Origin of the sequence: Mycobacterium cajalii (assembly GCF_045809005.2) — a bacterium.
Classification (GTDB): domain Bacteria; phylum Actinomycetota; class Actinomycetes; order Mycobacteriales; family Mycobacteriaceae; genus Mycobacterium.
Window position 1 is genome coordinate 1,780,185 of sequence record NZ_CM141436.1, and the last position, 25,828, is coordinate 1,806,012.

Annotated in this window: 23 protein-coding genes and 2 CRISPR repeat arrays (1 of these 25 running past the window's edge); of the genes, 15 read left to right on the forward strand and 8 right to left on the reverse strand. The window is 68.4% G+C overall.

Annotated features, from left to right (window positions below):
• Positions 1-22 precede the first annotated feature (22 nt).
• On the forward strand, positions 23-1,300 hold the full coding sequence (locus tag ACJ512_RS08560) for a GH12 family glycosyl hydrolase domain-containing protein (protein ID WP_407687448.1): 1,278 nt from the start codon (positions 23-25) through the stop codon (positions 1,298-1,300).
• Between the two features lie 42 nt (positions 1,301-1,342).
• On the opposite strand, the gene ACJ512_RS08565 is transcribed toward ACJ512_RS08560, so the two are convergent.
• The 4 genes from ACJ512_RS08565 to ACJ512_RS08580 form a co-directional block, all read right to left on the reverse strand.
• Positions 1,343-2,695: a TIGR01777 family oxidoreductase gene (locus ACJ512_RS08565; RefSeq protein WP_407687449.1), complete on the reverse strand. Its 1,353-nt coding sequence runs from the start codon at positions 2,693-2,695 to the stop codon at positions 1,343-1,345.
• Between the two features lie 13 nt (positions 2,696-2,708).
• Positions 2,709-3,953 carry a glycosyltransferase family 4 protein gene (locus tag ACJ512_RS08570; protein ID WP_407687450.1) on the reverse strand — a complete coding sequence of 415 codons (1,245 nt, stop codon included), beginning with the start codon at positions 3,951-3,953 and terminating at the stop codon, positions 2,709-2,711.
• Between the two features lie 91 nt (positions 3,954-4,044).
• A complete protein-coding gene (locus ACJ512_RS08575) occupies positions 4,045-5,607 on the reverse strand; it encodes a 1,4-alpha-glucan branching protein domain-containing protein (RefSeq protein ID WP_407687470.1) in 1,563 nt (520 codons plus the stop codon).
• A 26-nt stretch (positions 5,608-5,633) separates the two neighbouring features.
• Positions 5,634-6,440, reverse strand: a complete 807-nt coding sequence (locus ACJ512_RS08580) for a class I SAM-dependent methyltransferase (protein ID WP_407687451.1) — start codon at positions 6,438-6,440, stop codon at positions 5,634-5,636.
• A 226-nt stretch (positions 6,441-6,666) separates the two neighbouring features.
• Here ACJ512_RS08580 and ACJ512_RS08585 point away from each other — a divergent pair, with 226 nt between their 5' ends.
• A complete protein-coding gene (locus ACJ512_RS08585; RefSeq protein ID WP_407687452.1) occupies positions 6,667-7,467 on the forward strand; it encodes an electron transfer flavoprotein subunit beta/FixA family protein in 801 nt (266 codons plus the stop codon).
• 55 nt (positions 7,468-7,522) lie between these two features.
• Positions 7,523-8,479, forward strand: a complete 957-nt coding sequence (locus tag ACJ512_RS08590; RefSeq protein WP_407687453.1) for an electron transfer flavoprotein subunit alpha/FixB family protein — start codon at positions 7,523-7,525, stop codon at positions 8,477-8,479.
• Between the two features lie 23 nt (positions 8,480-8,502).
• Here the strand turns inward: ACJ512_RS08590 and ACJ512_RS08595 are convergent, their stop codons facing one another.
• Both ACJ512_RS08595 and ACJ512_RS08600 read right to left on the reverse strand, forming a co-directional pair.
• Complete coding sequence (locus ACJ512_RS08595) at positions 8,503-8,895, reverse strand: SRPBCC family protein (protein WP_407687454.1); 393 nt, start codon at positions 8,893-8,895, stop codon at positions 8,503-8,505.
• 82 nt (positions 8,896-8,977) lie between these two features.
• Complete coding sequence (locus tag ACJ512_RS08600; RefSeq protein WP_407687455.1) at positions 8,978-9,463, reverse strand: cryptochrome/photolyase family protein; 486 nt, start codon at positions 9,461-9,463, stop codon at positions 8,978-8,980.
• Positions 9,464-9,671: 208 nt separating this feature from the next.
• On the opposite strand from ACJ512_RS08600, the gene ACJ512_RS08605 reads away from it, so the two are divergent.
• Genes ACJ512_RS08605 through mnmA form a run of 4 tightly spaced genes read left to right on the forward strand, consistent with a single transcriptional unit; the run spans position 9,672 to position 13,659 of the window.
• Positions 9,672-10,511 carry a GNAT family N-acetyltransferase gene (locus ACJ512_RS08605; RefSeq protein WP_407687456.1) on the forward strand — a complete coding sequence of 280 codons (840 nt, stop codon included), beginning with the start codon at positions 9,672-9,674 and terminating at the stop codon, positions 10,509-10,511.
• Positions 10,508-11,365 carry a lysophospholipid acyltransferase family protein gene (locus ACJ512_RS08610; protein WP_407687457.1) on the forward strand — a complete coding sequence of 286 codons (858 nt, stop codon included), beginning with the start codon at positions 10,508-10,510 and terminating at the stop codon, positions 11,363-11,365. The genes ACJ512_RS08605 and ACJ512_RS08610 overlap by 4 nt, the downstream gene beginning before the upstream one ends.
• Positions 11,366-11,391: 26 nt before the next feature.
• Positions 11,392-12,570: a cysteine desulfurase family protein gene (locus tag ACJ512_RS08615; RefSeq protein WP_407687471.1), complete on the forward strand. Its 1,179-nt coding sequence runs from the start codon at positions 11,392-11,394 to the stop codon at positions 12,568-12,570.
• Positions 12,571-13,659 carry a tRNA 2-thiouridine(34) synthase MnmA gene (gene mnmA / locus ACJ512_RS08620; RefSeq protein WP_407687458.1) on the forward strand — a complete coding sequence of 363 codons (1,089 nt, stop codon included), beginning with the start codon at positions 12,571-12,573 and terminating at the stop codon, positions 13,657-13,659.
• Here the strand turns inward: mnmA and ACJ512_RS08625 are convergent.
• On the reverse strand, positions 13,656-14,291 hold the full coding sequence (locus ACJ512_RS08625; RefSeq protein WP_407687459.1) for a sensor domain-containing protein: 636 nt from the start codon (positions 14,289-14,291) through the stop codon (positions 13,656-13,658). The two genes, mnmA and ACJ512_RS08625, sit on opposite strands and share 4 nt — an antisense overlap.
• 100 nt (positions 14,292-14,391) lie before the next feature.
• On the opposite strand from ACJ512_RS08625, the gene ACJ512_RS08630 reads away from it, so the two are divergent.
• From ACJ512_RS08630 to cas2, 8 genes are all read left to right on the forward strand, one after another.
• Positions 14,392-15,420, forward strand: coding sequence for a uroporphyrinogen decarboxylase/cobalamine-independent methonine synthase family protein (locus ACJ512_RS08630; RefSeq protein WP_407687460.1), 1,029 nt, complete (start codon positions 14,392-14,394; stop codon positions 15,418-15,420).
• A 629-nt stretch (positions 15,421-16,049) separates the two neighbouring features.
• Entirely contained in the window at positions 16,050-18,212 is a 2,163-nt protein-coding gene (cas3, locus tag ACJ512_RS08635) for a CRISPR-associated helicase Cas3' (protein ID WP_407687461.1), read from the forward strand.
• Positions 18,209-18,847, forward strand: a complete 639-nt coding sequence (gene cas5c / locus ACJ512_RS08640; protein WP_407687462.1) for a type I-C CRISPR-associated protein Cas5c — start codon at positions 18,209-18,211, stop codon at positions 18,845-18,847. The genes cas3 and cas5c overlap by 4 nt, the downstream gene beginning before the upstream one ends.
• A complete protein-coding gene (gene cas8c / locus ACJ512_RS08645; RefSeq protein WP_407687463.1) occupies positions 18,844-20,595 on the forward strand; it encodes a type I-C CRISPR-associated protein Cas8c/Csd1 in 1,752 nt (583 codons plus the stop codon). Before cas5c ends, cas8c begins: the two co-directional genes overlap by 4 nt.
• A 1-nt stretch (position 20,596) precedes the next feature.
• Complete coding sequence (gene cas7c, locus ACJ512_RS08650) at positions 20,597-21,502, forward strand: type I-C CRISPR-associated protein Cas7/Csd2 (RefSeq protein ID WP_407687464.1); 906 nt, start codon at positions 20,597-20,599, stop codon at positions 21,500-21,502.
• Entirely contained in the window at positions 21,495-22,109 is a 615-nt protein-coding gene (gene cas4, locus ACJ512_RS08655) for a CRISPR-associated protein Cas4 (RefSeq protein ID WP_407687465.1), read from the forward strand. The genes cas7c and cas4 overlap by 8 nt, the downstream gene beginning before the upstream one ends.
• Positions 22,097-23,134 (forward strand): type I-C CRISPR-associated endonuclease Cas1c, encoded by a 1,038-nt coding sequence (cas1c, locus tag ACJ512_RS08660; protein ID WP_407687466.1) that lies wholly within the window; start codon positions 22,097-22,099, stop codon positions 23,132-23,134. Before cas4 ends, cas1c begins: the two co-directional genes overlap by 13 nt.
• Positions 23,135-23,136: 2 nt before the next feature.
• The gene (gene cas2, locus ACJ512_RS08665) at positions 23,137-23,427 is read left to right on the forward strand and encodes a CRISPR-associated endonuclease Cas2 (protein ID WP_407687467.1); all 291 of its coding nucleotides are present in this window, start codon (positions 23,137-23,139) and stop codon (positions 23,425-23,427) included.
• Positions 23,428-23,557: 130 nt separating this feature from the next.
• Positions 23,558-24,179: a CRISPR direct-repeat array (repeat unit 37 nt; unit sequence GCGGCGTCGGGCTTTGCTCGGCGCCGAGGATCGGAAC).
• A 36-nt stretch (positions 24,180-24,215) separates the two neighbouring features.
• Here cas2 and ACJ512_RS08670 read toward each other — a convergent pair.
• A complete protein-coding gene (locus ACJ512_RS08670; RefSeq protein WP_407689811.1) occupies positions 24,216-25,460 on the reverse strand; it encodes an IS701 family transposase in 1,245 nt (414 codons plus the stop codon).
• A 188-nt stretch (positions 25,461-25,648) separates the two neighbouring features.
• Positions 25,649-25,828: a CRISPR direct-repeat array (repeat unit 37 nt; unit sequence GCGGCGTCGGGCTTTGCTCGGCGCCGAGGATCGGAAC) (it continues 1,383 nt past the right edge of the window).

The following is a 25,828-nucleotide window of genomic DNA, read 5'->3' on the forward strand; positions in this document are numbered from 1 at the left end:
CAAACCGTTAATGTCCTGCGGTGTGGCATTCACCGCATTTGACCCGGAGTTGATGTCGACGGCCGTGTCGCAGGCGGCTGGTATCGGCTCCTCGCTGCGTTCGGCGTACAGCGTCGCAGGCGTCTCGACCACCTCGGTGGCGACCGCCGCCCACGATGAGGTATCGGGGGCGGTCGCGGCGGTGTTTTCCGCGCACGCCCAACGGTTTCAGGCTCTGGGCACCCAGGCGGCGGCGTTTCACGACCAGTTCGTGGCGGCGCTGCACGGGGTGCAGGGCGCGTACGGGGCCGCAGAGGCGGCCAACACCACCACCCTGGGCACGCTGGAGAACGCGATCGCCCAGGTGCCGTGGTTCTCCCCGGTGAAGGATCTGACCGGGCGGCCGTTGTTCGGCAACGGCTCCAACGGCATGGCGGGCACGGGGCAGGCCGGCGGATCGGGTGGCTGGTTGATCGGCAACGGCGGTAACGGCGGCACCGGCGGGCAGGCGGTCGCGGAAATCAACGGCGGAAATCCCGGCGCGGGCGGCATCGGCGGGCAGCCCGGATTGCTCGGCCATGCGGGAAGCGACGGGCAGACCGGCGCCCCCTTGACGGGGGGCGGCGGGACCGGGCAGGGGATCGTGATCTCCGACCCGTACGGCACGACCACCATCCAGAACGCCTACATAGTTCAGAACAACGCTTACAACATCGGCTCGGGGCAGCAGATTATCACCGTCAGCTCCACCGGATTCACGATCACCACCGAGACCGGATCTGCCTCCACCAACGGCGCGCCGCTGTCCTACCCGTCGGTCTATCTGGGCGGGGCCTACAACAACATCTCCCCGAACAGTCCTTTGCCGGACCAGCTGAGCCAAATCCAGACCGCGACCAGCAGCATCAGCTATACCTACCCCAGTAGCGGCACCTACGACGCCTCCTACGACATCTGGCTGAATCCCACGCCGAACACATCCACGGTAAACCAGCAGGAGATCATGATCTGGTTCAACCATGTCGGCCCCATCCAGCCGGTCGGCTCCGACGTGGGCAACGCCACGATCGACGGAAAGCAGTTCGCGGTGTGGGAGGGCTACAACGGGAAGAACAACGTGGTCTCCTACGTCGCGGACGCACCGATCAACTCGTGGAGCAACATGAACGTGCTGGGTTTCGTCGACTACACGGAAACCGTCGAGCCGTCGGTGAACAGCTCGTGGTACCTGACCAGCATCCAGGCCGGGTTCGAGCCGTGGAACGGCAGCGTCGGCGCGGCAGTCGACACATTCTCCGCCAGCATCAACGGCACCCCCTGACCTCACCTGTCGAGCAGTCGAGGGCGGGGACGGCGAAGCGGCTCAGCCGGTGCGCCCGAGCAGGTGACGCAGGGTCTGATCGAGGCCGGGCCGGCGGAACCGGTGTTCGGCCGCTTCGAGCTTGCGGGGTAGCACGCGCTGGCTGGCGCACGCGAGTTCGCGGGCGCCCTGCGCGCCGAGCAGTAGCCGCGGGCCCAGCGGCGGGACCGGCAGCAGCGCGGGTCGATGCAGCACACGGGCCAGGGTGCGGGTGTACTCGTCGTTGCGAACCGGTTGCGGCGCGACGGCGTTGACCGGACCGGTCAGCGCGTCGTCCCACAGCGCGCGGTGGTACACGTCGACCATGTCGTCGATGCCGATCCAGGACAGCCATTGCCGGCCGCTGCCCAGCCGCCCGCCCAGTCCGGCGGAAAACAGCGGACGCAGCAGTCGCAGGGTGCCGCCGCGGGGCGATTGCACGATGCCGGTGCGCACCCGCACCACCCGCAGCCCGGCTGACTCGGCCGGCGCGGTCGCGTCCTCCCAGTCGGCGACGACGTCGGCCAGAAACCCGTCCCCGCGGTCGCTGTCCTCGGTGAGAAACTCGTCGCCGCGGTCGTAGCCGTAATACCCGATCGCCGACGCGCAGACGAACGCCGTGGGAGCGGGCTCGGTGCGGGCCGCCAGTTCGGCCAGCCGGCGGGTGGGACCGATCCGGCTGTCGCGGATCGCGCGCCGGTGGCCGTCGGTGAAGCGCCCGGCGATCGAGGCGCCGGCCAGGTGGATCACCGCGTCGATCCCGGCGAGGAGATCGGGGTCGGGGTCGTCGGGGTTCCAGCGCCGCTCGTCGCCGGAGCGCGGGGTACCGCGCACCAGCCGCACGACGCGGTGGCCGCCGGTGCTCAAAAATGCCGTCAGCGCCGAACCGACCAGCCCCGAAGACCCCGTGACGGCGACGGTCAGCGGTGCCAGACCGCGCTCGGCCGCGCGCCGGTGGGCCGCCAGGTCGTCGGCCAGCTGCCGGTAGCGGTAGGCGAACATCTCGCGCAGCGCCGCACCGGGCACCGGCGTCTCGACCCGGTCGATCACCCGGGTCTGTTCGCCCAGGTCTTCGAACTCGTGAATGTGTTTCCACCGCATGGCGATCCGCGTCGGCAGCGAGGCCAACCCGTCGCCGCCGACGGTGTCGACGAAACGCCGCGGCGGGTCGTAGCCGTCCGGTTGGTGCACGGCGATCCAGCGCAGCCCTGCCGGCAGGGCGAGCTCGGCGCGCCCGTCTTTCAGCGAGGCGGCCTCGGCCACGAGCCGCATCGGCTGCCACGGCGGCGAGAGTCGTTCGAAAGCACCCGGCCTGGCGTACCAGGCGAAGACGTCGTCGCGCGGCGCATCGACCACGCTCGAGAATTCCAGAGCCATGCCTCGAAGGTAGCTAACGATCCGGCAGGGCGTGCTCGACGATCGGCAGCCGGGGCTGCGGCTGCCGCTCGCCGCGCTTGGCCGCCACATACACCTGCGCGGTCTGCTCGGCCACCGTCTGCCAGGAGAAGTCCGAGGTGAGCCGCTCGCGGGCGGCGCGGGCGCGCCGTTGCGCGGCCGCCGGATCGTCGAGCACCGCACGTACCGCGGACGCCAGCTTCGCCACGTCGCGCGGCGGGCACGATACGCCGGTCCGCCCGTTGATCACCGCCTCGCCCAGGCCGCCGACGTTCGACGTCACCAGCGGGGTGCCGGCCGCGGCGGCCTCCAGGGCGACGATCCCGAACGGTTCGTAGTGGCTGGGCAGCACCGCGGCGTCGGCGCGGTGCAGCACCGCCAGCAGCTCGTCGTGGCCGAGGTGCCCGACGAACCGGGTCGCCTTGAGCACCCGGTGCTTTCGCGCCTGCTCGACGAGCCGGTCCCGCCGGGTCCCGGTCCCGGCGAGGGTCAGGGTGGTGCCGGGGTGGGTGCGCCGGATCCGCGGCAGGGCGGCGATGAGGTCGTGCACGCCCTTCTCGTACTCCAGCCGGCCGAGGTAGAGCAGTTCGGCCGGCCCGGTGCGCGCCCGGCGGTCAGCGAACGGCCAGCACGTCACGTCGATGCCGTTGCGGATCACGGTGATGCCGGCCAGGCCGGGGCCGAACAGTTCGGTGATCTCCTCGCTCATCGACGCCGAACACGTGATCAGCGAGTCGGATTCGCGCACCAGCCACGACTCGATGGCGTGCACCTGCCGGCTGATCGTCCCGGACACCCAGCCGGAATGCCGACCGGCCTCGGTGGCGTGAATCGTGGAAACCATTGGCACGTCGTAGAACTGGGCAAGTGCGATCGCCGGATGGGCGACCAGCCAGTCGTGTGCGTGCACGACGTCGGGGCGCCACGGCCGGTCGCGGCCGTGGCGTTTGATGACCAGCCCGGCCCGGACCATCGCATGACCCATCGCCAGCGTCCAGGCCATCATGTCGGTGCCGAAGCCGAACTCGTGGGGGTCCTGGGCGGCCGCGATCACCCGGACGCCCTCGTCGATCTCGTCGGAGGTCGGGTGCGTGCTGGGGTCGGTGCCCGAGGGCCGCCGGCACAGGACCACGACGTCGTGACCGGCTTCGGCCAGCGCGGTGGACAGGTGGTGCACGTGCCGGCCGAGGCCGCCGACCACCACCGGCGGGTACTCCCATGACACCATCAGGATCTTCACGCGGCGACCTTTCGCCGCGAGCGTGCGTGAAATGCCGCGCGCGGCGGCGTGTCGCCGTGCAGACACGCGCGCTCGCGGGAAGAGGCGAAAGTCACCGGGGCAGCCTACGCGCGTCCAGGGCCCCGAACAGCCCGTCGGCGCGGTTCCACCCCTCGGCGAGCCGCTCGGCGGTGTCGCGCCGGCCCGACGCCAGCGCGCCCGCGATCTCCCGGGCGGCGTGCGCGTGCAGGTGGGCGCGGTAGCGCGCGTAATCGGCCGCCGAGTCCTTGCTCACCATGAACGGCCAGTCGCTGGAGACGGTGAGCAGGGTCTCGCGCAGGACCTGGTCGGCGACGCGGTCGCGGGGGACCGGGCCGCCCAGCGGCGCGGCCTGCGACAACGCCTTGTCGACGGTGGTCAGCGCGGTGTCGACGACCTCGGTGTTGAGCCGGACCAGGTCGGCCACCTGCTCCCCGGACCACACCTGCCAGTCCTTGCCCGACCCCCAGGAGCTGGGTGGCAGGTCGACCCGGGCGCCGACGAACCCGTCGGTGAGCGCGTCACGCAGGGTGCCCACCCGCACGCCGGCGGTGGGCAGGGCGCGCAACACCCGCGCCAGCCACGTCGGGCCCTCGTACCACCAGTGGCCGAACAACTCGGTGTCGAAGGCCGCCACGACGTGCGCCGGCCGCCCGATGCGCTCGGACTCCGCGGCCAGCCGGTTGCGCACGACGTCGACGAAGTCGGCGACATGGGCGTCGACCGCGCGGTCGGCGCGCTCGGGGTCGTAGGGCGCCTTGGCCCCCGAATCCACGTTGCGGCCGGTCACCCGGGCCGGCTTGAGCCCGGTGAGGTGGTCGTAGGTGTGGAAGTCGCGGTAGGCGGCATGCCCGGGGTAGCCGGACTTCGGAGACCACACCCGGTAGCTGACCTGCAGGTCGCGGCCGAACGCCACGACGCCGGACCCGCCGACGGGCCGGCCCAGCGCGGTGTCGCCGTGCAGCGACGGGCCGTCGACCATGAAGTGGGTGACCCCGGCGGCGGCGTAGCCGTCCTCCAGGCCGGGGGCGTAGGCGCATTCGGGTGCCCAGATGCCGGTCGGGAAGTGCGCCAGCCGCTGCCGCGCGTCGGCCAGGCCCTCACGCAGCGCGAACTCGCGCAGCCGCGGGGTGAGCAACGGCTGGAACGGGTGGGCCAGCGGGCCGCCGAGCAACTCCACGGTGCCCGCGTCGACCAGGCGGCGCAACAGCGGGCTGCCGCCGTGCCGCCATCGGGTGGCGAACTCGTCCAGCGCCCGGTCCGCCTCGGCGCACTCGCGAATCCCCAACGCGCGCAGAGCTTCCGGTGAGCACGACGGGTACTCGGCCGACGTCGACCGAGGCGCCGAGCGCACGCTGGCGGCCGCTGCGGCTGCTTCAGTCGCACGCAGCCGCCAGTTGGCCAGCCAGTGCTGCATGCCGTCCAGGCAGTACGGGTCGTCGAGCTGGGCGTTGACCACGGGGGTGACGCCCAGGGTCAGCAGCCCGCGGCGGTCCTCGTCGGCCAGCGTGCGCAGCACCCGCAGCAGCGGCAGGTAGGCTGCGGCCCACGACTGATAGAGCCATTCCTCGCCGACCGGCCAGCGGCCGTGGTGGGCCAGCCACGGCAGATGCGTGTGCAGCACCAGGGTGAACATGCCCGGGACCGGGCGCGCGGCCGGGATCACGGCCGCACCGCGATCGCGACGAGATCCAGGCTGTCGTCGATGTGTCGACTGTCACAGCCATCGGCCCCGGTCAGCTCGAAGTCGTCGGCGGTCACGGCGGCGACGTCGGCCACCAGCTGCGGCGGCCACGGCGCCTCGGTGACGGCCCGTGCGATCTGCGCGTCGATGATGGAGCCGCCGTGGCGGGCATCCATCTCGCGCAGGCGCGGGCCGTGGAAAACGCCGCTGACCTCCGGTTCGGCGAAACCGCCGGCGACCAGCAGGTCGGTCAGCTCGGCGGCGTCGAGTTCACGGGTGTGGAACGGGTTGACCGGGGTGTCGCGGCCGGGGGAGAACGTGATCCGGTTGGGCGTGGACATCATCAGCAGCCCCGACGGCCGCAGCACCCGGGCGCACTCGGCCACGAACTGGCCCTGGTCCCAGAGGTGCTCGATGACCTGGAAGTTGACCACGACGTCGATCGACGCGTCGGGCAGCGGCAGCCGGGCCAGGTTGGCCTGCATGACCTCCACGCGGGGGTAGCGGCCGCGCACGTGGGCCACCGTGGCCTCGTCGTAGTCGAGCGCGACGACCCGGCGGGCGACGCCTGCGATCAGGTCGGCGCCGTAACCCTCGCCGCACCCGGCCTCGAGGACCTCGCGCCCGGCGCACAGCGGCGCCAGCCGCCGGTAGACCACCTGGTGGCGGCGAAACCAGTAGTTCTCGATGTCGAGGCCGGGGATCGTGCGCTCGCCCGTCAGCGTCAGCGCCGGCGCGGCGGCGCCGGAGAGGGGCGGGGGAACGTCGGGGACGGAGGCGTTCATTGCATAGGCAGGCTAACGCGAAGTGTCTGATTCGCGAACCGGGAAGCGGGCGCCCCGGCTTTCGGAGGGCGGGCAGGCCGCAAGAACGCGCACGACTACCCGCTATGGTGTGAAGGCAGAGCGCACACAGTTACCGGGTAGTAACAGGTCCGTGCGTTGCGAATCGTGTACCGAGGTCGCGCAGCCGGGCGCTGCGGGACCCCTTCGAGGAGGACGAACCACACTCATGACGAACATCGTGGTCCTGATCAAGCAGGTCCCAGACACCTGGTCGGAGCGCAAGCTGACCGACGGCGACTTCACGCTGGACCGCGAGGCCGCCGACGCGGTGCTGGACGAGATCAACGAGAAGGCCGTGGAAGAGGCGCTGCAGATCCGGGAGAAGGAGTCCGCGGACGGCGTCGAGGGGTCGGTGACGGTGCTGACCGCCGGTCCCGAGCGCGCCGCCGAGGCGATCCGCAAGGCGCTGTCGATGGGCGCCGACAAGGCCGTTCACCTCAAGGACGACGGCATGCACGGCTCCTGCGTGGTGCAGACCGCGTGGGCGCTGGCTCGCGCGCTGGGCACCATCGAGGGCACCGAGCTGGTCATTGCGGGCAACGAGGCCACCGACGGCGGCGGCGGCGCGGTGCCGGCTATCATCGCCGAGTACCTGGGCCTGCCGCAGCTCACTCACCTGCGCAAATTGTCCATCGAGGACGGCAAGGTCATCGGCGAGCGCGAGACCGACGAGGGTGTCTTCGCGCTCGAGGCGACATTGCCCGCGGTGGTGAGCGTGGCCGAGAAGATCAACGAACCCCGCTTCCCGTCCTTCAAGGGCATCATGGCTGCCAAGAAGAAAGAGGTCACGGTGCTGACCCTGGCCGACATCGGGGTCGAGCCCGACGAGGTCGGGCTGGCCAACGCCGGGTCGACCGTGCTGTCGTCGACGCCGAAGCCGCCCAAGACCGCGGGTGAGAAGGTCACCGACGAGGGTGAGGGCGGCAACCAGATAGCCCAGTACCTGGTCGCCCAGAAGATCATCTAGCACCCGCGCACATCCCACACACGAGAAGCCCAGACACGAGAAGAGCGAACAACCCATGGCTGAAGTACTGGTGCTCGTCGAGCACGCCGACGGCGCGGTGAAGAAGGTCACCGCCGAACTGATCACTGCCGCCCGGACGCTGGGCGAGCCGGCCGCCGTCGTCATCGGCAAGCCGGGGACGGCCGAGCCGCTGGTCGACGGGCTCAAGGAGGCCGGCGCCGCCAAGATCTACATCGCCGAGTCCGACGAGGTCGACAACTACCTGATCACCCCGTACGTCGACGTGCTGGCCTCGCTGGCCGAGTCGGCCACCCCGGCCGCCATCCTGCTGGCCGCCAACGCCGACGGCAAGGAGATCGCGGGCCGGCTGGCCGCGCGGATCGGGTCGGGGCTGCTGGTCGACGTGGTCGAGGTCAAGGAGGGCAACAAGGCCGTCCACTCCATCTTCGGTGGCGCGTTCACCGTCGAGGCGCAGGCCAACGGCGACACCCCCGTGATCACGGTGCGCGGCGGCGCGATCGAGGCGCAGCCGCAGGCCGGGGCCGGCGAGCAGGTCAGCGTGGAGGTGCCGGCGGCCGCCGAGAACGCCACCAGGATCACCGCCCGCGAGCCCGCGGTCGCCGGTGACCGCCCGGAGCTGACCGAGGCCACCATCGTGGTCTCCGGGGGCCGCGGCGTCGGCAGCGCCGAGAACTTCAGCGTGGTCGAGGAACTCGCCGACGCCCTCGGTGCGGCCGTCGGGGCGTCGCGCGCCGCGGTGGACTCCGGTTACTACCCGGGCCAGTTCCAGGTCGGCCAGACCGGCAAGACGGTGTCCCCGCAGCTCTACATCGCGCTGGGCATCTCCGGGGCGATCCAGCACCGTGCCGGCATGCAGACGTCGAAGACCATCGTCGCGGTCAACAAGGACGAAGAGGCGCCGATCTTCGAGATCGCCGACTACGGGATCGTCGGCGACCTGTTCAAGGTGGCACCGCAGCTGACGGAGGCGATCAAGGCCCGCAAGGGCTGAGGTTTCGCGTCTGCCCGCGCCTTTTAGCCGGTGAGCATCTTCTGGATGCGGCGCACGGCGACCGAGCACACCGTCACATACGGCGCCGACCACCACGGCACCGCGATGCTCACCCGCGCGCCGTCGCCCAGCGGGTCGACCCGGTGGTGGGTCGCCGGCACCCCGGCCACCTTCCAGGCCCAGTGCCGGCCCGGGTCGAATTCGGTGACGACGAACGGCACCGTGACCAGCAGCGAGGTCTGCACCGTGCCGGTCGCGTGCAACCCCAGTTCGGTGTGGGGCTCGTCGAGCCGGGCCCGCCGGATCGTCGGACCCCACCGCGGCCACGCGTCGAGGTCGACCAGCAGCGCCCACACCGCCGCCGGCGGCGCCGCGATCACCCTCTCGGCGGTGAGCATGACGGCGCCGCCCGTCACGGCGCCGACCGCCCGAGCCGGCGCTGCTGGGCGACGACGTCGTCCAGGTCGGCCAGCCGCCGCAGCCCGGCCAGCGGCCGGTTCATGCGCCGGTTGCCGGCGTCGAAGTTCCACCGGCCCCGGCGGGTCCGTCGCCGTCCATCAGAATGCCGAACCGGCGGCGGGCGTCGCGGTAGAAGTCCTCGAGGCGCAGGGCCTTACGCCGCCCGGCCCACTCGCCGAACTCGGCCCGGCCCGTGCAGAACCCGCGGGCGGGCAGCACCTCGATCCCCGGCCGCGACCGCACGAAGCGGTCGGCCGCCCACGAGGTGGGCCGGCACACGCTGACCGGGCCGGTGATCCGGTCCAGCGCCTCGCCGTAGGTGCGAGTTTGCAGGAACTCGGCCCGGTCGCCGAGCTCGGCCGCGCGGTGGCGCAGCGCCGACAGCACCAGGTGGGCCTTGCGCCGGTGGAAGCGGCGGCGCTCGAACACCGCCCGTGACTCGATGAGCAGCACCGACTGGTCGGGCCGGTCCAGAAAGTGCGGGCCCAGCTGGTCGGCGAGACACCACCGCCGCGCCGCCGTCATCGCGCCTCCGGTGGGTTACGCCACATGGTGCTCACGCCCTATCCGAACGGCCGGTGACGGCTACGTGAACCGGCCTACCCCTGTGGGCGTCAGGTTAACCGCGGCCGGGCCCCGGCGCCCCCGCGCGCGTGCATTTCGTCATCTGACGTGCACCGACACGTCAGCGCGCCGATGCCGACTCGCCGAACGGTTGCGACACGGTCGTGACATGAGCATTGCTTCTGTCCTCATACCCGGCGACAAACCGGCCGGCGCGGCGGCCGGCCCCAGCTACTCCCTGCTGCTGTCCACCGACCCCGCCATGATCGAGGCGGCGCAGCGGCTCCGCTACGACGTGCTCAGCAGCACCCCCGGCTTCGTCCTGCCGGCCAGCGGTTACGACCGGCGCGACGTCGACCGGTTCGACGAGTACTGCGACCACCTGCTGGTCCGCGACGACGACAGCGGCGAGCTGGTGGGTTGCTACCGGATGCTGGCGCCGGCGGGCGCGATCGCGGCCGGCGGGCTCTACACCGAGACCGAGTTCGACCTTCGCGCGTTCGACCCGCTGCGGCCGTCGCTGGTCGAGATGGGCCGCGCCGTGGTGCGCGACGGCCACCGCAACGGCGGCGTGGTGCTGTTGATGTGGGCCGGCATCCTGGCCTACCTCGACCGCTGCGACCACGACTACGTGACGGGGTGCGTCTCGGTCCCGATCGGGGACGAGGCGCCGGGCAGCCAACTGCGCGGTGTCCGCGACTTCATCCTGAGCCGCCATGCCGCGCCGCCCCGGTACCGGGTGCATCCGCGCCGGCCGGTGGTCCTCGACGGCAGGACCATCGACGACATCCCCGCGCCGGCGCGGCCCTCGGTTCCCGCCCTGCTGCGCGGCTACCTGCGGCTGGGCGCCCAGGTCTGCGGCGAGCCCGCTCACGACCCGGCCTTCGGCGTCGGGGACTTCTGCGTCCTGCTGGACAAGCGGCGCGCCGACACCCGGTACCTGCGCAGGCTGCGGTCGGTGTCGGCGGCCTCCCAGCTGACCTCCGACGCGGCCGGCGGCCCGCGGTGAATCCCGCGACCGGCCACGCCTGGCTGCCCCACAACAAGTGCGACGTCGGCTGCATCGGCCCGGGCACCGCGCAGGACGAGTCCCGCCTGCGGGTGGCGCTGCGGGTGGCGCTGCGCTGCACGCTGGCGCTGCTGCTGGCGCCGGGGCTGCCGCTGCTGGCGGTGCCCCTGCCCGGCCGGACCCGCGTCCAGCGGCTGTACTGCCGGTTGGTGCTGCGCTGTTTCGGCCTGCGGATCACGGTGTCGGGCAACCCGATCCGTAATCTGCGCGGGGTGCTCGTGGTCAGCCCCCACACGTCGTGGCTGGACGTCTTCGCCATCGGTTCGGTGTTGCCCGGGTCGTTCGTGGCCCGCGCCGACATGTTCACCGGCCGCGGGACCGGTGTGGTGGCCCGCATCCTGAAGATCATCCCGATCGAGCGGTCCAGCCTGCGGCGCCTGCCCGCGGTGGTGGACGCCGTCGCCGGTCGGCTGCGCGCGGGGCAGACGGTCGTGGCCTTCCCCGAGGGCACCACCTGGTGCGGACAGGCCCGGGGATCGCACCAGGGCCGCGGGTCGTTCTACCCGGCGATGTTCCAGGCCGCCGTCGACACCGGGCGCCCGGTGCAGCCGCTGCGGCTGACCTACCACCACGCCGACGGCAGCGTGTCGACCGTGCCGGCCTTCGTCGGCGACGAGACGTTGCCGCGGTCGATTCGCCGCCTGCTCACCGTGCGCCGCACGCTGGCGCGGGTGCAGGTCGAAGCCCTGCAGCTGCCGGGCGCCGATCGGCGGGACCTGGCCGGCCGCTGTCAGTCCGCGGTGGCCGCGGGGGCCTCCCGGCGCCAGGGCGACGGACACGTGCTGGTGGCCTGACACAGGCAGGTAACGTGGGGCGCGTCATGGTCTACCTGGATCACGCTGCCACCACCCCGATGCACCCCGCGGCCGTCGAGGCGATGACGGCCGTGCTCGGCTCGGTCGGCAACGCGTCCTCGCTGCACGCCAGCGGGCGGGTGGCGCGGCGGCGGATCGAGGAATCCCGCGAGCTCATCGCCGACCGGCTGGGCGCGCGGCCCTCGGAGGTGGTCTTCACCGCGGGCGGCACCGAGAGCGACAACCTGGCCGTCAAGGGCATCTACTGGGCCCGTCGCGACGCCGATCCGCGCCACCGCCGCATCGTGACCACCGAGGTCGAACACCATGCCGTCCTGGACGCGGTGAACTGGCTCGTCGCACACGAGGGCGCCCGGGTGACCTGGCTGCCCACGGCCCCGGACGGGTCGGTCTCGGCGGCCGCGCTGCGCGAGGTGCTGCAGGCCCACGAGGACGTCGCACTGGTGTCGGTGATGTGGGCCAACAACGAGGTCGGCACCGTGCTGCCCGTCGCCGAGCTCGCCGCCGTCGCCGCCGAATTCGGCGTCCCGATGCACAGCGACGCCGTGCAGGCGGTGGGCCAGCTGCCCGTCGACTTCTCCGCCGGCGCGCTGTCGGCGATGAGCGTGACCGCGCACAAGTTCGGCGGGCCCGCCGGCGTGGGCGCGTTGCTGCTGCGCCGCGACGTCGGCTGCGTGCCGCTCTCGCACGGTGGCGGGCAGGAGCGCGACATCCGTTCCGGCACAGCCGATGTGGCCGGTGTCGTCGGGATGGCGGCGGCGGCCCGGATCGCGGTGGACGGCCTGGAATCCAACAGCCTGCGCCTGCGGGCGTTGCGCGACCGGCTGGTCGACGGCGTGCTGGCCGCCGTCGACGACGTCAGCCTCAACGGCGCGCCCGATCCGTTGCGCCTTCCCGGCAACGCGCACTTCACCTTCCGCGGCTGCGAGGGCGATGCGCTGCTGATGTTGTTGGACGCCAACGGGATCGAGTGCTCGACGGGTTCGGCCTGCACCGCCGGTGTCGCCCGGCCGTCGCACGTGCTGATCGCGATGGGGGCCGACCCGGCCGGCGCCCGCGGCTCGCTGCGGTTCTCGTTGGGCCACACCAGCGTCGACGCCGACGTCGACGCGCTGTTGCGGGTGCTTCCCGCCGCGGTGGACCGCGCCCGCCGTGCCGCCCTGGCCGCCGCGGGGGCCTCGTAGGTGAAGGTCCTCGCTGCGATGAGCGGCGGCGTGGACTCCTCGGTGGCCGCCGCCCGCATGGTCGACGCCGGGCACGACGTGGTCGGCGTCCATCTGGCGCTGTCGGCCGCGCCCGGCACGCTGCGCACCGGGTCGCGCGGCTGCTGCTCCAAGGAAGACGCCGCCGACGCGCGCCGGGTCGCCGACGTTCTCGGAATCCCCTTCTATGTCTGGGATTTCGCCGAGAAATTCCAGGCGGACGTGATCGACGACTTCGTGTCGTCCTACGCGCGCGGCGAGACACCCAACCCGTGCGTGCGCTGCAACCAGCGGATCAAGTTCTCGGCGCTGTCGGCCAGGGCGCTCGCCCTGGGTTTCGACACCGTGGCCACGGGCCACTACGCCCGGCTGTCGGGGGGGCGGCTGCGCCGCGCCGTCGACCGCGACAAGGACCAGTCCTACGTGCTGGCGGTGCTGACCGCCGGGCAGTTGCGCCACGCGGTGTTCCCGATCGGGGACACGCCCAAGCCGCAGATCCGCGCCGAGGCCGCCCGGCGCGGCCTGGCGGTCGCCGAAAAGCCGGACAGCCACGACATCTGCTTCATCCCGTCCGGGGACACACGGACCTTCCTGGGCGAGCGCATCGGGGTGCGGCCCGGCAGCGTGGTCGACGCCGACGGCGCCGTGCTGGCCACCCACGACGGGGTGCACGGCTTCACCGTCGGGCAGCGCAAGGGCCTGGGCATCGCCGGGCCGGGACCCGACGGCGCCCCGCGCTACGTGACGGCGATCGACGCCGAGACCGCCACGGTGCGGGTGGGTGGCGTGACCGACCTCGACGTCGACGAGCTGGTCGGGCGCGCGCCGGTGTTCACCGCCGGCGCCGCGCCGTCCGGCGCGATCGAATGCGCGGTCCAGGTGCGTGCGCACGGTGAAACGGCAAGTGCCGTAGCGGAATTGGTCGACGACGAGCTGGTCGTGCGGCTGCGTGACCCGCTGCGCGGGGTGGCGCGCGGCCAGACGCTGGTGCTGTACCGGCCCGATGCCGGCGGCGACGAGGTGATCGGCAGCGCCACCATCGCCGGGACCGTTGCCGGCACCGGGCGCTAATTCGGCACGTTGGCGACGATGTTCGTCATCACGATGTCGGACACCGACTGCGGGAAGCCGCAGTAGGTGACCTCCAGCAGGGCCACCGACAGGACCCGGTAGTCGCGCCCGCAGCCGCCGGGGCGCAGGTGCAGCGAGTTCGCGTCGGCCTGCCAGTCGCCGACGAGCAGCTGGCCGGCCGCGCTGTCGGCGCAGTTGCCGACGCTGGTCACCAGCGCGCCGAACGCCCGCCGGGCGGTGTCGGCGTCCGGGTAGGCGGCGGCGCCCTCCGAGATCAGCGCCCCCTCGGGCGGGTCCTGGAACGTCGTCTTGTGGAACTCCTCGATGTCGGGCCCGAACGTCGCGGTCTCGGCGAACAGGAACCGGCATTGCGGCGGCGCGTTGTCGGCCAGGGCGTCGATGTCCACCGGGGTGATGCCGTCCATCGACGGAATGATCGTGAGGTGTTCGCCGGCGCCGGTGATCGCGCGCATCCGGGGCTGGTCCAGCAGCACCGTGTCGACATCGACGCCGTGCACGGGATGCCGGGTGGCGCCGTAGCCCGGCAGCGCCGTGCCGTCCACCACCCGCGTGCACGCCGCGGTGAGCACCACCGCGCCGGTGATCAGCAGGGGCCGCGTGAATCTCACCATCCGCCACACCGTCCGTTCCAGGGTTGAAACTACCCGGGCGGGCCCCCGGCAAACACCCCTGGCGGGGTGAGTCCCACGTGGCGTCGAATACGGTTGCCCGGTGAGTGCCTTCGCAACCGCCAGCGGCGTCGGCTCCTGGCCCGGCGTCACCCCGCGGCAGGCGGCCGAGGTCGTCGTCGGCGAACTGGCGGGCGCGCTCGCCCACATCGCCGAGCTGCCCGCCCGCGGCGTGGGCGCCGACCTGATCGGCCGGGCCGGCGCGCTGCTGGTCGACGTGGCCATCGACACCACGACGCGCGGCTACCGCGTCGCCGCCCGGCCCGGCGCGGTGACCCGCCGGGCCGTCAGCCTCCTCGACGAGGACTCCGACGCGCTCGAAGAAGCCTGGGAGACCGCCGGTCTGCGCGGCGGGGGACGCGTGGTCAAGGTGCAGGCGCCGGGGCCGATCACGCTGGCCGCCGGGCTGGAGCTGGCCAACGGGCACCGGGCGATCACCGACCCCGGCGCGCTGCGCGACCTGGCGGCGTCGCTGGCCGAAGGTGTCGCCGCGCACCGCGCGGCGCTGGCCCGTCGGCTCGAGACACCGGTGGTGGTGCAGTTCGACGAGCCGTCGCTGCCGACGGCGCTGGGCGGGCGGCTGACCGGGGTGACGTCGCTGAGCGCGGTCCCCGCGCTGGACGAGGCGGTCGCGGGCGCACTGCTCGACACCTGTGCCGCGACGGTGGGGGCCGACGTGGTGCTGCACTGCTGCGCCCCCGAACTGCCGTGGGACCTGTTGCAGCGCAGCATCATCGGCGCCGTGTCGGTGGATGTGGACACGCTGCGCGCGGCGGACCTGGACGGCATCGCGGCGTTCGTGGAATCGGGCCGCACGGTCATGCTCGGTGTCGTCGCCGCGAAAGCCCCGGCGGCCCCGGAGAAACGCCCGTCGGCCGAGGAGGTGGCCGCGTCGGTGGTCGCGGTGACCGACCGGCTCGGGTTCGACCGGGCGGCGTTGCGCGACCGCATCGGGGTCACCCCGGCGTGCGGCCTGGGCGGGGCGACACCGCAGTGGGCCCGCACCGCCATCGGGCTCGCCCGCAAGGCCGCCGAGGCGTTCGCCGACGACCCCGACGCGATCGGCCAGTAACCCCTATGCGGCCAAGGGGTTGCCGCCAGACACTCGCAATCTGGCGGCTGACGCGAAAGTTGGTGACGTGGGTCGAGGCTGGTCGCAGGGCAGCGGGTGTGAACGGCGCTGCGCTCGATGCGCGACCTGGAGCGACGGCGGCATGCATAGGTGGTGAGTTGGCCGCGGCCGGCATTTCCGGCGCGGCTCGATCAGCGAGAACTACCGCCCGACGGAAAACCCGCTTAATCGCGCTTAACCGCGCTTAACCGGATGACTTCGGGCACGGCTCGCGGTATTCGTGGACGCATGCGGTGGAGATCGTGGCGGTCGACGAGGGTTCTGCGACCTACTTCAAACCGACGCTCACCGCATGCGCTACTCAAAGATCGCTACTCCTGATCAGCCCACAATCAAGATCAACAAGATTCACCTACAAATCAGGGAATCCAAGCCAAGCCGGCAGCGGCATAGGAAACCCTCCACGATTTCGGGGGAAGCACACATCTGACGCGCGCCCCGCGTCAACGAATGCGCCATGGCTTGTCAGACCGTTCGCTTACGCTGCGCTCGTGGCCATGACAACCTCATCGCATGACGGGCGAGCTGAATCTAGCCGGGCTGACCTAGGCGTCGCCACACAGCCACCTGTGCTCGCCGCTCATTCGCCGAACGACAGCGGTCAGTGGCATTCATTGGCGGACCACCTGGCGGATACCGGACGGCGGTCCGGTCAGTTCGGAGCGGCGTTCGTTTCGGCTGACGCCTGTGAATTTGTTGGAAAAGTCCACGACCTGGGCAAGGCCGACCCGGCGTGGCAGCGCTACCTCGCGGCGGCAGCTGCAGGAAGCAGCCTGGAGACGGTCGACCACAAGCACGCCGGCGCGTTCATTTGCACAGAGTGGGGCTTGGGGGCATGTGCGTTTGTTATCGCTGGTCATCACGGCGGCATTCCGAACGCGGCCGATTTGCGCTTGAAAATTGCGGGTGGACCAACAGAGGGCCAAAGAGCCGCGATTGCATATGCTGAGACGCTGGGCGTCACACCTCCCGAGGTTCAGACGGTAATTCCGCCGCGGTTTGTCCCCACCTCCAGCACTGACGCAGCTGGCATGCGCCGAATGGAATTCTGGCTCCGCATGGTGTTCTCGGCGCTTATCGACGCTGACAGGCTAGATACCGAGGATCATTTTCGCCAAGGCTTGAGGGCGTTTCCGCAACTGAGCGGGCTAAGCGATCTCGACAACCGATGTGACGTGGGGCGCAGAATTGAACTAGTGGAGCGACAGCATGATCCGGTGGCGCGGGCTCGAACGGAAATTTTCGAGCAGGTGATGTCAAGGGCCACCGACCCGCCAGGATGGTTCGAACTCACAGCGCCGACAGGGTCGGGTAAGACCATAGCCGCGCTTTCATTCGCCCTGCGCCACGCGGCCACCAATGGTCAGCGCCGCGTGGTGACGGCGGTTCCCTTCATTTCGGTGACTGAGCAGGTTGCGAACGTCTATAGAAAATTGCTCGAGGATGGGTCGGGCTCGCCGGTCGTTCTTGAGCATCACTCCGGCATGTTCACGGCGAACGAGTCGCAAGCTGGTGCTGGGCTTTGGTCTCGGCTTGCAGCAGAGAACTGGGATGCCCGCGCCATCGTGACAACCACGGTCCAGTTGTTGGAGTCTCTCTTCGATAACCACCCCAGTCGAACTCGCAAGCTGCATCGTTTGGCGCAGTCCGTCATTGTTCTGGACGAGGTGCAGTCGCTGCCCTGGCGACTTCTTGTCCCGACGCTGGATGTTCTCCGGGAACTTGTCAGGTCTTACGGATGCTCGGTTGTCCTTACGACGGCAACGCAGCCACCGTTCAACAAGATCGGGACTGTAGACGGAGTCGAGCGTCGGGCCTTGCTCGACGCCGAGAATCGGAACAATGTCTTCGACCGCACCGACGCAGATGTCATCCGAGATCGCTTGTCATGGGACGAATTTGGGTCACGGGTTGCCACCGAAAGCGATCAACACAGCGGACAGTGTCTTGTCGTCCTGAACACCATTGCCGACGCCCGCGAAGTTTGTAACCGCTTGGTGGGACGGCCAGGGCTGGCGCACCTGTCGAGTCGGCTGTGTCCGGCGCATCGGGTCGATGTGCTGGACACGGTCATGTCGCGACTTCGAGGCGGTCAGCCGTGCACGCTCGTGTCAACACAGCTCGTCGAAGCAGGTATCGACATCGACTTTCCAGTCGCGATCCGCGCATACGGCCCGCTGCCGGCCATTGTCCAGGTTGCGGGACGCGTTAACCGCCACGGTCTCGCGGAGAGCGGGAAACTGGTCGTGATGGATCCGGTGGACGGCCGCGTTCCGCCGGACGAATACAAGATCGGCACGCAGATCACTCGCGAACTTCTGCATTCCGGGGCCGACTTGTTCGCGCCGGAAACGCTGGAAACATACTACGACCAGCTAATTCACGCCACCCGCGACAAGCTGGACAAGCTGGAGATACAGCGCGAGCGTGAGTTGCTGAACTTCAAGACCGTTGCTGAGCGGTACCGCGTGATCGCCGACGAAACGAGCCCCGTGCTTGTTCCTTATGGCAGCTTCGATCCGGAGCAGACGGACATCCCCGATGACCCGGTTTCTCGGCGTCGATTGCTGCGACAGCTGCAGAAGTACATGGTGTCGCTTCGTGCCCGAGAGTTGAATCGCTGCAAAGAACTCATTGAAGAACGGGACGGAGGAGTAATGGTATGGCGCGGCCCATATGACGCAATGTATGGCCTTTCGCTTGATAAGGAAACGGAGGCTCTGATCTGGTGAACCGCCATCCTGACGAAGTCGTGGTACGGGTGTGGGGGCCGTTTGCCTGCTTCACGCGGCCCGAGTACGCAACAGAGCGTGTGTCTTACCCAGCGATCACACCGCCAGCAGCGGTGGGTGTGCTCTCGTCAATCTTCTGGAAGCCCGAGTTCGACTGGATCATCACCCGAATCTGGGTCCTCGCCGAGCCGCGATGGGTTTCGATGACCCGTAACGAGGTCAAGAAGCGCGCTACACGGGGCGGTAGGATCGACGTACTCGAGGATCGGACGCAACGGCATAACCTATTTCTCCGGGATGTCGATTACGTCATTTTCGCGCGGCCGTCGCTTCGACCGCACACGTCGGACCCGGTTGCCAAGTACCGCGATCAGTTCCGTCGGCGGGTTGAGCGCGGCGCCTTATTCTCACCGCCCTATCTCGGCTTGCGGGAGTATGCCGCATCGTTCGCACCGGTCGATCTGACTGCAACGCAGCCACTTTCCGGGCTGACTATTCCTATTGGCCCGATGAGTCTCGACCTGGGCTATCACGGCGACGGCGGAAGTTTGACCGAGCCTGAGTTTTTCAACGCGACCGTTAGCGGCGGCGTGCTTGACGATGTTCCAGTCCCCGCGCGGCTGAGGGGGCGATGATGCTGCTGGGTAGTCTCGACGACCTGTACGGTCGGCTCATTGCTGAGGACCGATTACCTCCGATCGGGTACCAGCGCAAGCGGGTCCGTTTCCTCGTCGACCTCAATACTGACGGCCAATGCCTGTCCATCGTCGACACCGCTCCGGATGAAACGATCCGAGCCGTTCCGGAGTTCGGCCGAACGAGCGGTATCCGGGCATTTTTGGCATGCGACAACGGTCAGTACGTCCTTGGCCTGCCGAAGCGTACCGGTGACGAGGCGAAGGCGCTGCGCTGCCACGCTGCATTCGTAGATCGGCTCGATGAAGCGATGAAAACGATAGAAGCGGAAGACATCTCGGCCGCAAAGTCCCTCCACGTCATTGCCAAGTTCGCTTGTGACCGTGATCAGGCTCTCGAACAATTCAAGACTCGGGGTATTCCATGCGATTTCAACGACACGGGTGAACTGCCTGAAGCTAACGCCCGGATCGCGTTCAGGGTCGGCGGCGTTGATCCGACCGAGTTGCCTGCGGTCCGCAAGTGGTGGGCAGAAATCGCCAGCGACGACATCAGCGGGGAAGCAGAAGGAGTGTGTCAGGTTTCGGGCAGCCGATCGCGACTGGCCAGAAAAATGCCGGGTGTATCTGTCAAGCTTGGAACTCCTCAAGCTTTGGTCTCTGCGAACTTTGCTGCCGCGGAACGCTACAACGCGAAGCAATCCGGCGGCGCGCAGATCGCGGTTCCTGTGGCGATCCGCAGCCACCAGGCACTCAACTGGTTGTTGTCCGACGACCATCACCACCGTCGGATTGGCGACCTAACATTCGTGTGGTGGCTAGCTCCCGACTTGGCATTCGATCCGATCAACTTCATCGCACAGCCGCATGAAGACGATGTCGGAGCGCTCCTCGCCTCACCCTGGACTGGCCGGCGCGGACTATCGTCGTCGGACAGTTTCCGCCTGCTTGGTCTGTCGTTGACTGAAGGCCGCGTCGTTGTCCGATTCGATCATGTCAGCACGCTGGCCGAGGTCGAGCGACACACAACACGCTGGTTTGACCTCATCGCCCGACCAGGACGAGACGGCAAGACATGGTGGCCCGCGATCTGGCACCTTGCCGAGGCCGCCGTTCCGCCCGGCGAAGGCAATGCGCGGAAGGCGCGGAAGGACCGAATCGTCGAAGCACTCGCCCGCGCAGCGGTGGCCGGGACACCACTGCCACGCTCGGTGTTGGCAGCGCTAGTTGACCGCTGCCGGGCCGTGCCAACTCCTCGCAACGGCGACAATATCGACTGGACAGCAGTCGGCAGTCGCCTCGCATGCCTCAACCTCTACGCACACCTCAAGGAGGACCGGATGGGCGAAACCCACATAGCTGCAGTGCTTTGCGGCCGAATACTTTCTCAGCTTGAAGCCGCCCAACACGCCGCACTCGGTTACGACATTAACCGCACGATCGTCGACCGCTATTATGCCAGCGCCTCGACGACGCCGAAAAAAGTCTTCGCGGGTCTCTACAAAACCGCCAATCACCACCTGGCGAAGGCTGGTCGATCGCCGGACGGCAAGGGTAGGGGAGCGCAAATTGCAATCTCTCGCCGGCTGGGAGAGCTGACCGCGCTGATGATCGAGGCGGGTGGTTGGCCGACCGCCCTTAGCCTCGAACAACAGGCCGACTTCGCGCTCGGCTATTGGGACGAACGGCAAGCGCGCTTCCATCGCACGCAGGCAGATACCGCTGAAACAACTTCTGAGGAGGAGTGATATGACAAAGTCTGCCCATCTCAACATTGGGGGACGTCACGATTTCGTGATGCTTTACGACGTCACCGGCGGTAACCCAAACGGAGACCCGGACAACGGAAATGCGCCGCGCAGTGATCCCGAGACTGGTTATGCATGGGTCACCGACGTGGCGGTGAAACGAAAAGTGCGATCGTTCATCGGGGATGCCTACGCGGGTCGCGAGGGCTTCGAAATTTATGTCGGCGAGGCAGTTGCCCTCAACCAGCGGCACCGTGTCGCGTCGGTAGCCCTTGGCATGAAGCCGAACAACAAGCGCCCTGCTGCCGAACAGCAGAAAGTCGGCGCCGAACTCGCGCGACGCTACTACGATGTCCGCGCCTTCGGCGCCGTGATGTCGACCGGCGACCATCCGGCGGGCCAACTTCGTGGGCCAATCCAGATCACCGGTATCAGCACGAGCGTCGAACCCGTGCAGCCTTCTGAATTGACGATTACCCGCGTCGCGGTGACGAAGGAGTCGGATTTGGAGAAGCTTACTACGGGGGTGAAGGGTGGCAAGGATCGTGAAATGGGCTCGAAACACGTAGTACCGTACGCGCTTTTCCGTGTACAGGGGTTCGTAACACCTTCGTTTGCTGACAAGACGGGTTTCGGCGAGGAGGACCTCGCAGTGTTCTGGGATGCGCTGCAACGCATGTGGTCGCTCGATCGGTCGTCGTCGCGCGGTATGACGGGGTGTCGTGGAATCCACATCTTCAGCCATGAAGACCGCTACGGGCGATGCCACGCGGATCGGCTGTTCAGCCGTATTGCTATCACACGTAAGGTGGAGGGCCCAGCGCGGCAGTTCAGCGACTACGAAGTCAACGTCGACATCGAGGGGCTGGACTCGCTTGGCATTACCCACAGTCTCATCGGTGACTGACGACGACTGGGTGTTGCTGTCTGAGATCGAGCACTGGGTCTACTGCCCGCGCCAGTGGGCGATCATCCATCACGAGCAGCACTTCGCCGACAACGATGACACGACCAGGGGTCACCTCGAGCATCAACGTGTCGACACTGTGGGCCACGAGAGCCGCCACGGCGTACAGGTCTACTGGGCAGTGGACGTCGCTTCTGAGGTACACCGGTTGCGCGGTCGCTGTGACCGCATCGTGGTCGAGGGTGAACGATTCACTCCGGTTGAACACAAGTCGGGGAGGCGGTCGCACCACGCAGCGGTAATCCAGCTTGTCGGACAGGCGATCTGCCTTGAAGAAATGCTTGGCATCTCAATTGCGCATGGCCGCCTCTACCTGGCCGCCAGCAACACATTCCAAGACGTAGACGTGGGCAGTGAGGATCGAAGAGCAGCCGTGCGCGCTGCTGCCGCCGCGATTCGCACTGCGCGTGGAGAGCAGCAGAGGCTCCCGCGGCCGGCGAATGATTCCCGTTGCCCGGGGTGCTCGTTGAACGGATCTTGCTTGCCCCGTTTAGTTGACGACTCGCACCGCCAGCGTGGTCTACATGGAGCGACATGGTGCCCCTGATCGCCGATAACCGCCGGAGCCTATACCTCACCACCGTAGGGACGTTTGTGGCGCTTGATCACGATGCGTTCGAGGTGCGCCGACCCGAGTTGCCGACGGTGCGGGCTCCGGTGCGGAGCATCGAATCGATCGTCTGCTTTGGCAACGTCACGCTGTCCACACTCGCGATGGCAAGGTGCGCCGAGGATGGAATCGACGTTTCGTGGTTGACACGCGGTGGGCGATTCCGGTTTGGGTTACGTACACCTACGCATGGGAATGTGCTGCTTCGGATGGAGCAGTGGCGTGCTGCGGTGGACGGCGATCGATGCCTCGATATTGCTAAAGTCGTTGTCGCCGCGAAGGTGCTTAATACTCGCGTGGTGTTGCTTGACGCGGCGAAGGATAGATCGGCGTACAGCGAGGCGCTTCGCGGTGCGGCAGATGAGCTTGCGGGATTCGCTGAACAGGTCAGATCGGTGTCCGATCTCGACACTGTGCGCGGAATTGAAGGGATTGGAGCGAAGCGCTACTTCGCGGAGTGGTCGAGTCTGCTGTCACCCGAAGGCTTCACTTTCACCGGTAGGGTCCGTCGACCACCCTTGGATCCCGTCAATGCGCTGCTGTCGTTCGGGTACGCGATGCTTCGGACGCGGTGCCTAGCCGCTGCGGAACACGTTGGACTGGACCCCCAAGTTGGCTTCCTGCACTCGGTCCGGCCCGGCCGACCATCGCTTGCGCTTGACCTGATGGAAGAACTGCGGGCACCGTTCGTTGACCGGCTCGTTCTAACTCTGATCAACCGGCGGCAAATAACAGCGAAATCGTTCACTGTCGAACCGACTGGTGCCTGGCGGTTGACCGACGATGGTCGCGCGACGTTCCTCGCTGCCTTCGATTCGCATATGCGGGCGGCAGTCTCGCACCGCGTGGTCGAACAAGATATTGAGCGGCGAAAGGTGCCCGGATTACAGGCGCTTCTCCTCGCCCGCTACCTCCGTGGCGATCTGACGCACTACTTTCCGTACAGGACGACAGGACGCTGAGGATGGAAATCCTGCTGGTCTATGACATCAGTACCGTGTCGCCTGATGGGGAACGCCGTCTGCGGGAGGTCGCCAAGGTCTGCGAGGGATACGGCCAGCGCGTTCAGAAGTCGGTCTTTGAGTGCCGCTTGGAGAAGCGCGAGATCCGTCTCTTGGTTCATGACCTCGAAAGAGTCATCGACCCGACCGCTGATCGAGTGGCGATCTACAGACTTCGTGAGCCCTATCAACACCACGTGGTGGCGCTGGGGCGCGGGCCCGAGGTTGACTGGCGGCGTCCGGTTATCTTGTGACTGGGCGGACCCCACCTAGACATGAGATCTGCGGTCGAACCGCCCGCAGATCGGGCGCTGCTAGCGCCGAGATGCTCCTTGATATGTTGATAGTCGGCGCGGCCAAGTGGGAAGATGCTGGTCGCGAAGGGCGGCGTCGGGCTTTGCTCGGCGCCGAGGATCGGAACATCTTGGCCGCCGCCTGGCTCAACTGGACGATCAGCGGCGGCGTCGGGCTTTGCTCGGCGCCGAGGATCGGAACTAGTCGACCCGGACCATGGCGTGGTGCGCTACGCAGCGGCGTCGGGCTTTGCTCGGCGCCGAGGATCGGAACATCAACCCCGTCGCCGACGACGTCTACGAGCGGGCGGCGGCGTCGGGCTTTGCTCGGCGCCGAGGATCGGAACAGCATGCGGCCGCCGAGCCGCCGCATCTACCACCGGCGGCGTCGGGCTTTGCTCGGCGCCGAGGATCGGAACGCCTTGATCTTGTCATCGAGACAGATCATCTCATCTAGGCGGCGTCGGGCTTTGCTCGGCGCCGAGGATCGGAACGCTGTCCGCCAACTACACGACGACGAACGGCAGCGGGCGGCGTCGGGCTTTGCTCGGCGCCGAGGATCGGAACGTGCAGGCCGCCCACCACGAGGGCCGCTGGCTGATGCGGCGTCGGGCTTTGCTCGGCGCCGAGGATCGGAACGCGTTGCTGTCGAGCTGTGACCTGATCGCGGAGGGGGGCGGCGTCGGGCTTTGCTCGGCGCCGAGGATCGGAACAGGGGAGCTGCATAGTACTGCAGCCGTAGTTCGTGATCATTGGTTTTCTTGTCGCTGGTAGTGGGATAGCTGGGCTCGGTATTGATGTCGTCGTCGCCAGCGTGACCATGCCAGCAGGCTGGCGATGGTGCGGCGGGTGGTCAACAGGACCATGTCGAAAAGGCGGCGAAATTCGTTGACGGTCAACGTGATCAGTCCGACTGGGGTGGGGTGGGTGTCGCGTTCGACAGCGGTGGCCACGGCCAAGAAGGCGTGGGCGAGCATGGCCAGAGTGGTCCAGCGCTGCCAGGAGCGCCAGCGACGGACCTGGTGCTGGTCGAGGCCAGTCAGGCCCTTGGCGGCTTGGAAGGATTCCTCGATGCGCCAGCGTTGACCGGCGACGGTGACCAGGGTGTGCAGGGTAACGGGGCGTGGGGCGTAGCAGCGCAGGTAGGCCAACTCGCCTGTGGTGTCGTTACGTCGGATCAGCAACTGGTGGCAGCCGGTGTCGGTGTCGTCTTCGGCAAGCAGTGTGATCCAGGCCCAGGAGTAGTAGCGCTGCCCGTGGCTGCCTGCGCCGGCGGAGTGTTTCTGCCACGCCCACGGCGGCAGCTGCGCGGGGAGTTGGTCGACGCGGATCGGCCCAGCTGAGGTGGGTACTCGCCGGTTGGCGGCCACGGCCAGCACATAACCCAGCCCGTGGCCGCGGATGGCGGCACGCAGCTTGGGGTCGGCGCCGTAGACCTCGTCGCCGGCCACCCAGGCCGCGGGGACCTTCGCCTCCACGGCCCGTGAGATCAGCTGCTTGGCCAGGGTGGGTTTGGTCGCAAACCCCCTGCTATTGCCGGGGATTCCCGCCTCGTCGCAGCGATCCGGATTCTCGGTCCAGCAGCGCGGCAGATACAGTGCGCGGTCGATCAGGGCATGCCCGCGTGGGGCGGCATACGTCAGGTACACCGCGACTTGGGAGTTCTCGATGCGCCCGGCGGTGCCGCTGTATTGGCGTTGCACACCGACGGTTGCGGTGCCCTTCTTGACGTCGCCGGTCTCGTCGATGATCAGCACCGCGTCGGGATCACCGAAAGCGTCGATGACGTAATCACGCAGATCATCACGGACCGTATCGGCGTCCCACTTGGCGCGGGCCAGCAGGTGCTGCAACCCGTCCGGGGTGGCATCACCGCGATGTTCGGCGATCGTCCAGCAATTTTTGCGGTCCAGCCCCGAGACCATCCCGGCCATCAGTGCTGCGGCATGCCGCAGGGGTTCGTGGCGGGTAAACCGCGGCGCGATCCGATCGATCACCTCCGAAAACTGCGCCCACCACCGGTCAGGGTCTACGCTGGCAGCCGCGGCGGCCGCGGCATATTCAGTAGTTGTCACAAACTCCGAACAATGCCCCGGCCACCGCTTCTACCAGCGTAGACACGCCGAAACACTCCAACCCCGAACTACGGCTGCAGTAATAGGTGGGAACCTGTCGTGTCGACGCGGCGTCGGGCTTTGCTCGGCGCCGAGGATCGGAACCTACCAGCGGAAACGTGGAAATGTCCACCGGGGACGCGGCGTCGGGCTTTGCTCGGCGCCGAGGATCGGAACGCCAATCCCTCCATGAAGTCGGGGATGTCGCCCGGGCGGCGTCGGGCTTTGCTCGGCGCCGAGGATCGGAA

Excerpts from the sequence above, each read along its gene's own strand:
- ACJ512_RS08565 (WP_407687449.1), bottom strand. The coding sequence starts at position 2,695 with ATGGCTCTGGAATTCTCGAGCGTGGTCGATGCGCCGCGCGACGACGTC.
- ACJ512_RS08575 (WP_407687470.1), bottom strand. The coding sequence starts at position 5,607 with ATGTTCACCCTGGTGCTGCACACGCATCTGCCGTGGCTGGCCCACCAC.
- ACJ512_RS08580 (WP_407687451.1), bottom strand. The coding sequence starts at position 6,440 with ATGAACGCCTCCGTCCCCGACGTTCCCCCGCCCCTCTCCGGCGCCGCC.
- ACJ512_RS08585 (WP_407687452.1), top strand. The coding sequence starts at position 6,667 with ATGACGAACATCGTGGTCCTGATCAAGCAGGTCCCAGACACCTGGTCG.
- ACJ512_RS08590 (WP_407687453.1), top strand. The coding sequence starts at position 7,523 with ATGGCTGAAGTACTGGTGCTCGTCGAGCACGCCGACGGCGCGGTGAAG.
- ACJ512_RS08600 (WP_407687455.1), bottom strand. The coding sequence starts at position 9,463 with ATGACGGCGGCGCGGCGGTGGTGTCTCGCCGACCAGCTGGGCCCGCAC.
- ACJ512_RS08605 (WP_407687456.1), top strand. The coding sequence starts at position 9,672 with ATGAGCATTGCTTCTGTCCTCATACCCGGCGACAAACCGGCCGGCGCG.
- ACJ512_RS08615 (WP_407687471.1), top strand. The coding sequence starts at position 11,392 with ATGGTCTACCTGGATCACGCTGCCACCACCCCGATGCACCCCGCGGCC.
- ACJ512_RS08625 (WP_407687459.1), bottom strand. The coding sequence starts at position 14,291 with ATGGTGAGATTCACGCGGCCCCTGCTGATCACCGGCGCGGTGGTGCTC.
- cas8c (WP_407687463.1), top strand. The coding sequence starts at position 18,844 with ATGATGCTGCTGGGTAGTCTCGACGACCTGTACGGTCGGCTCATTGCT.
- cas7c (WP_407687464.1), top strand. The coding sequence starts at position 20,597 with ATGACAAAGTCTGCCCATCTCAACATTGGGGGACGTCACGATTTCGTG.
- cas1c (WP_407687466.1), top strand. The coding sequence starts at position 22,097 with ATGGTGCCCCTGATCGCCGATAACCGCCGGAGCCTATACCTCACCACC.
- cas2 (WP_407687467.1), top strand. The coding sequence starts at position 23,137 with ATGGAAATCCTGCTGGTCTATGACATCAGTACCGTGTCGCCTGATGGG.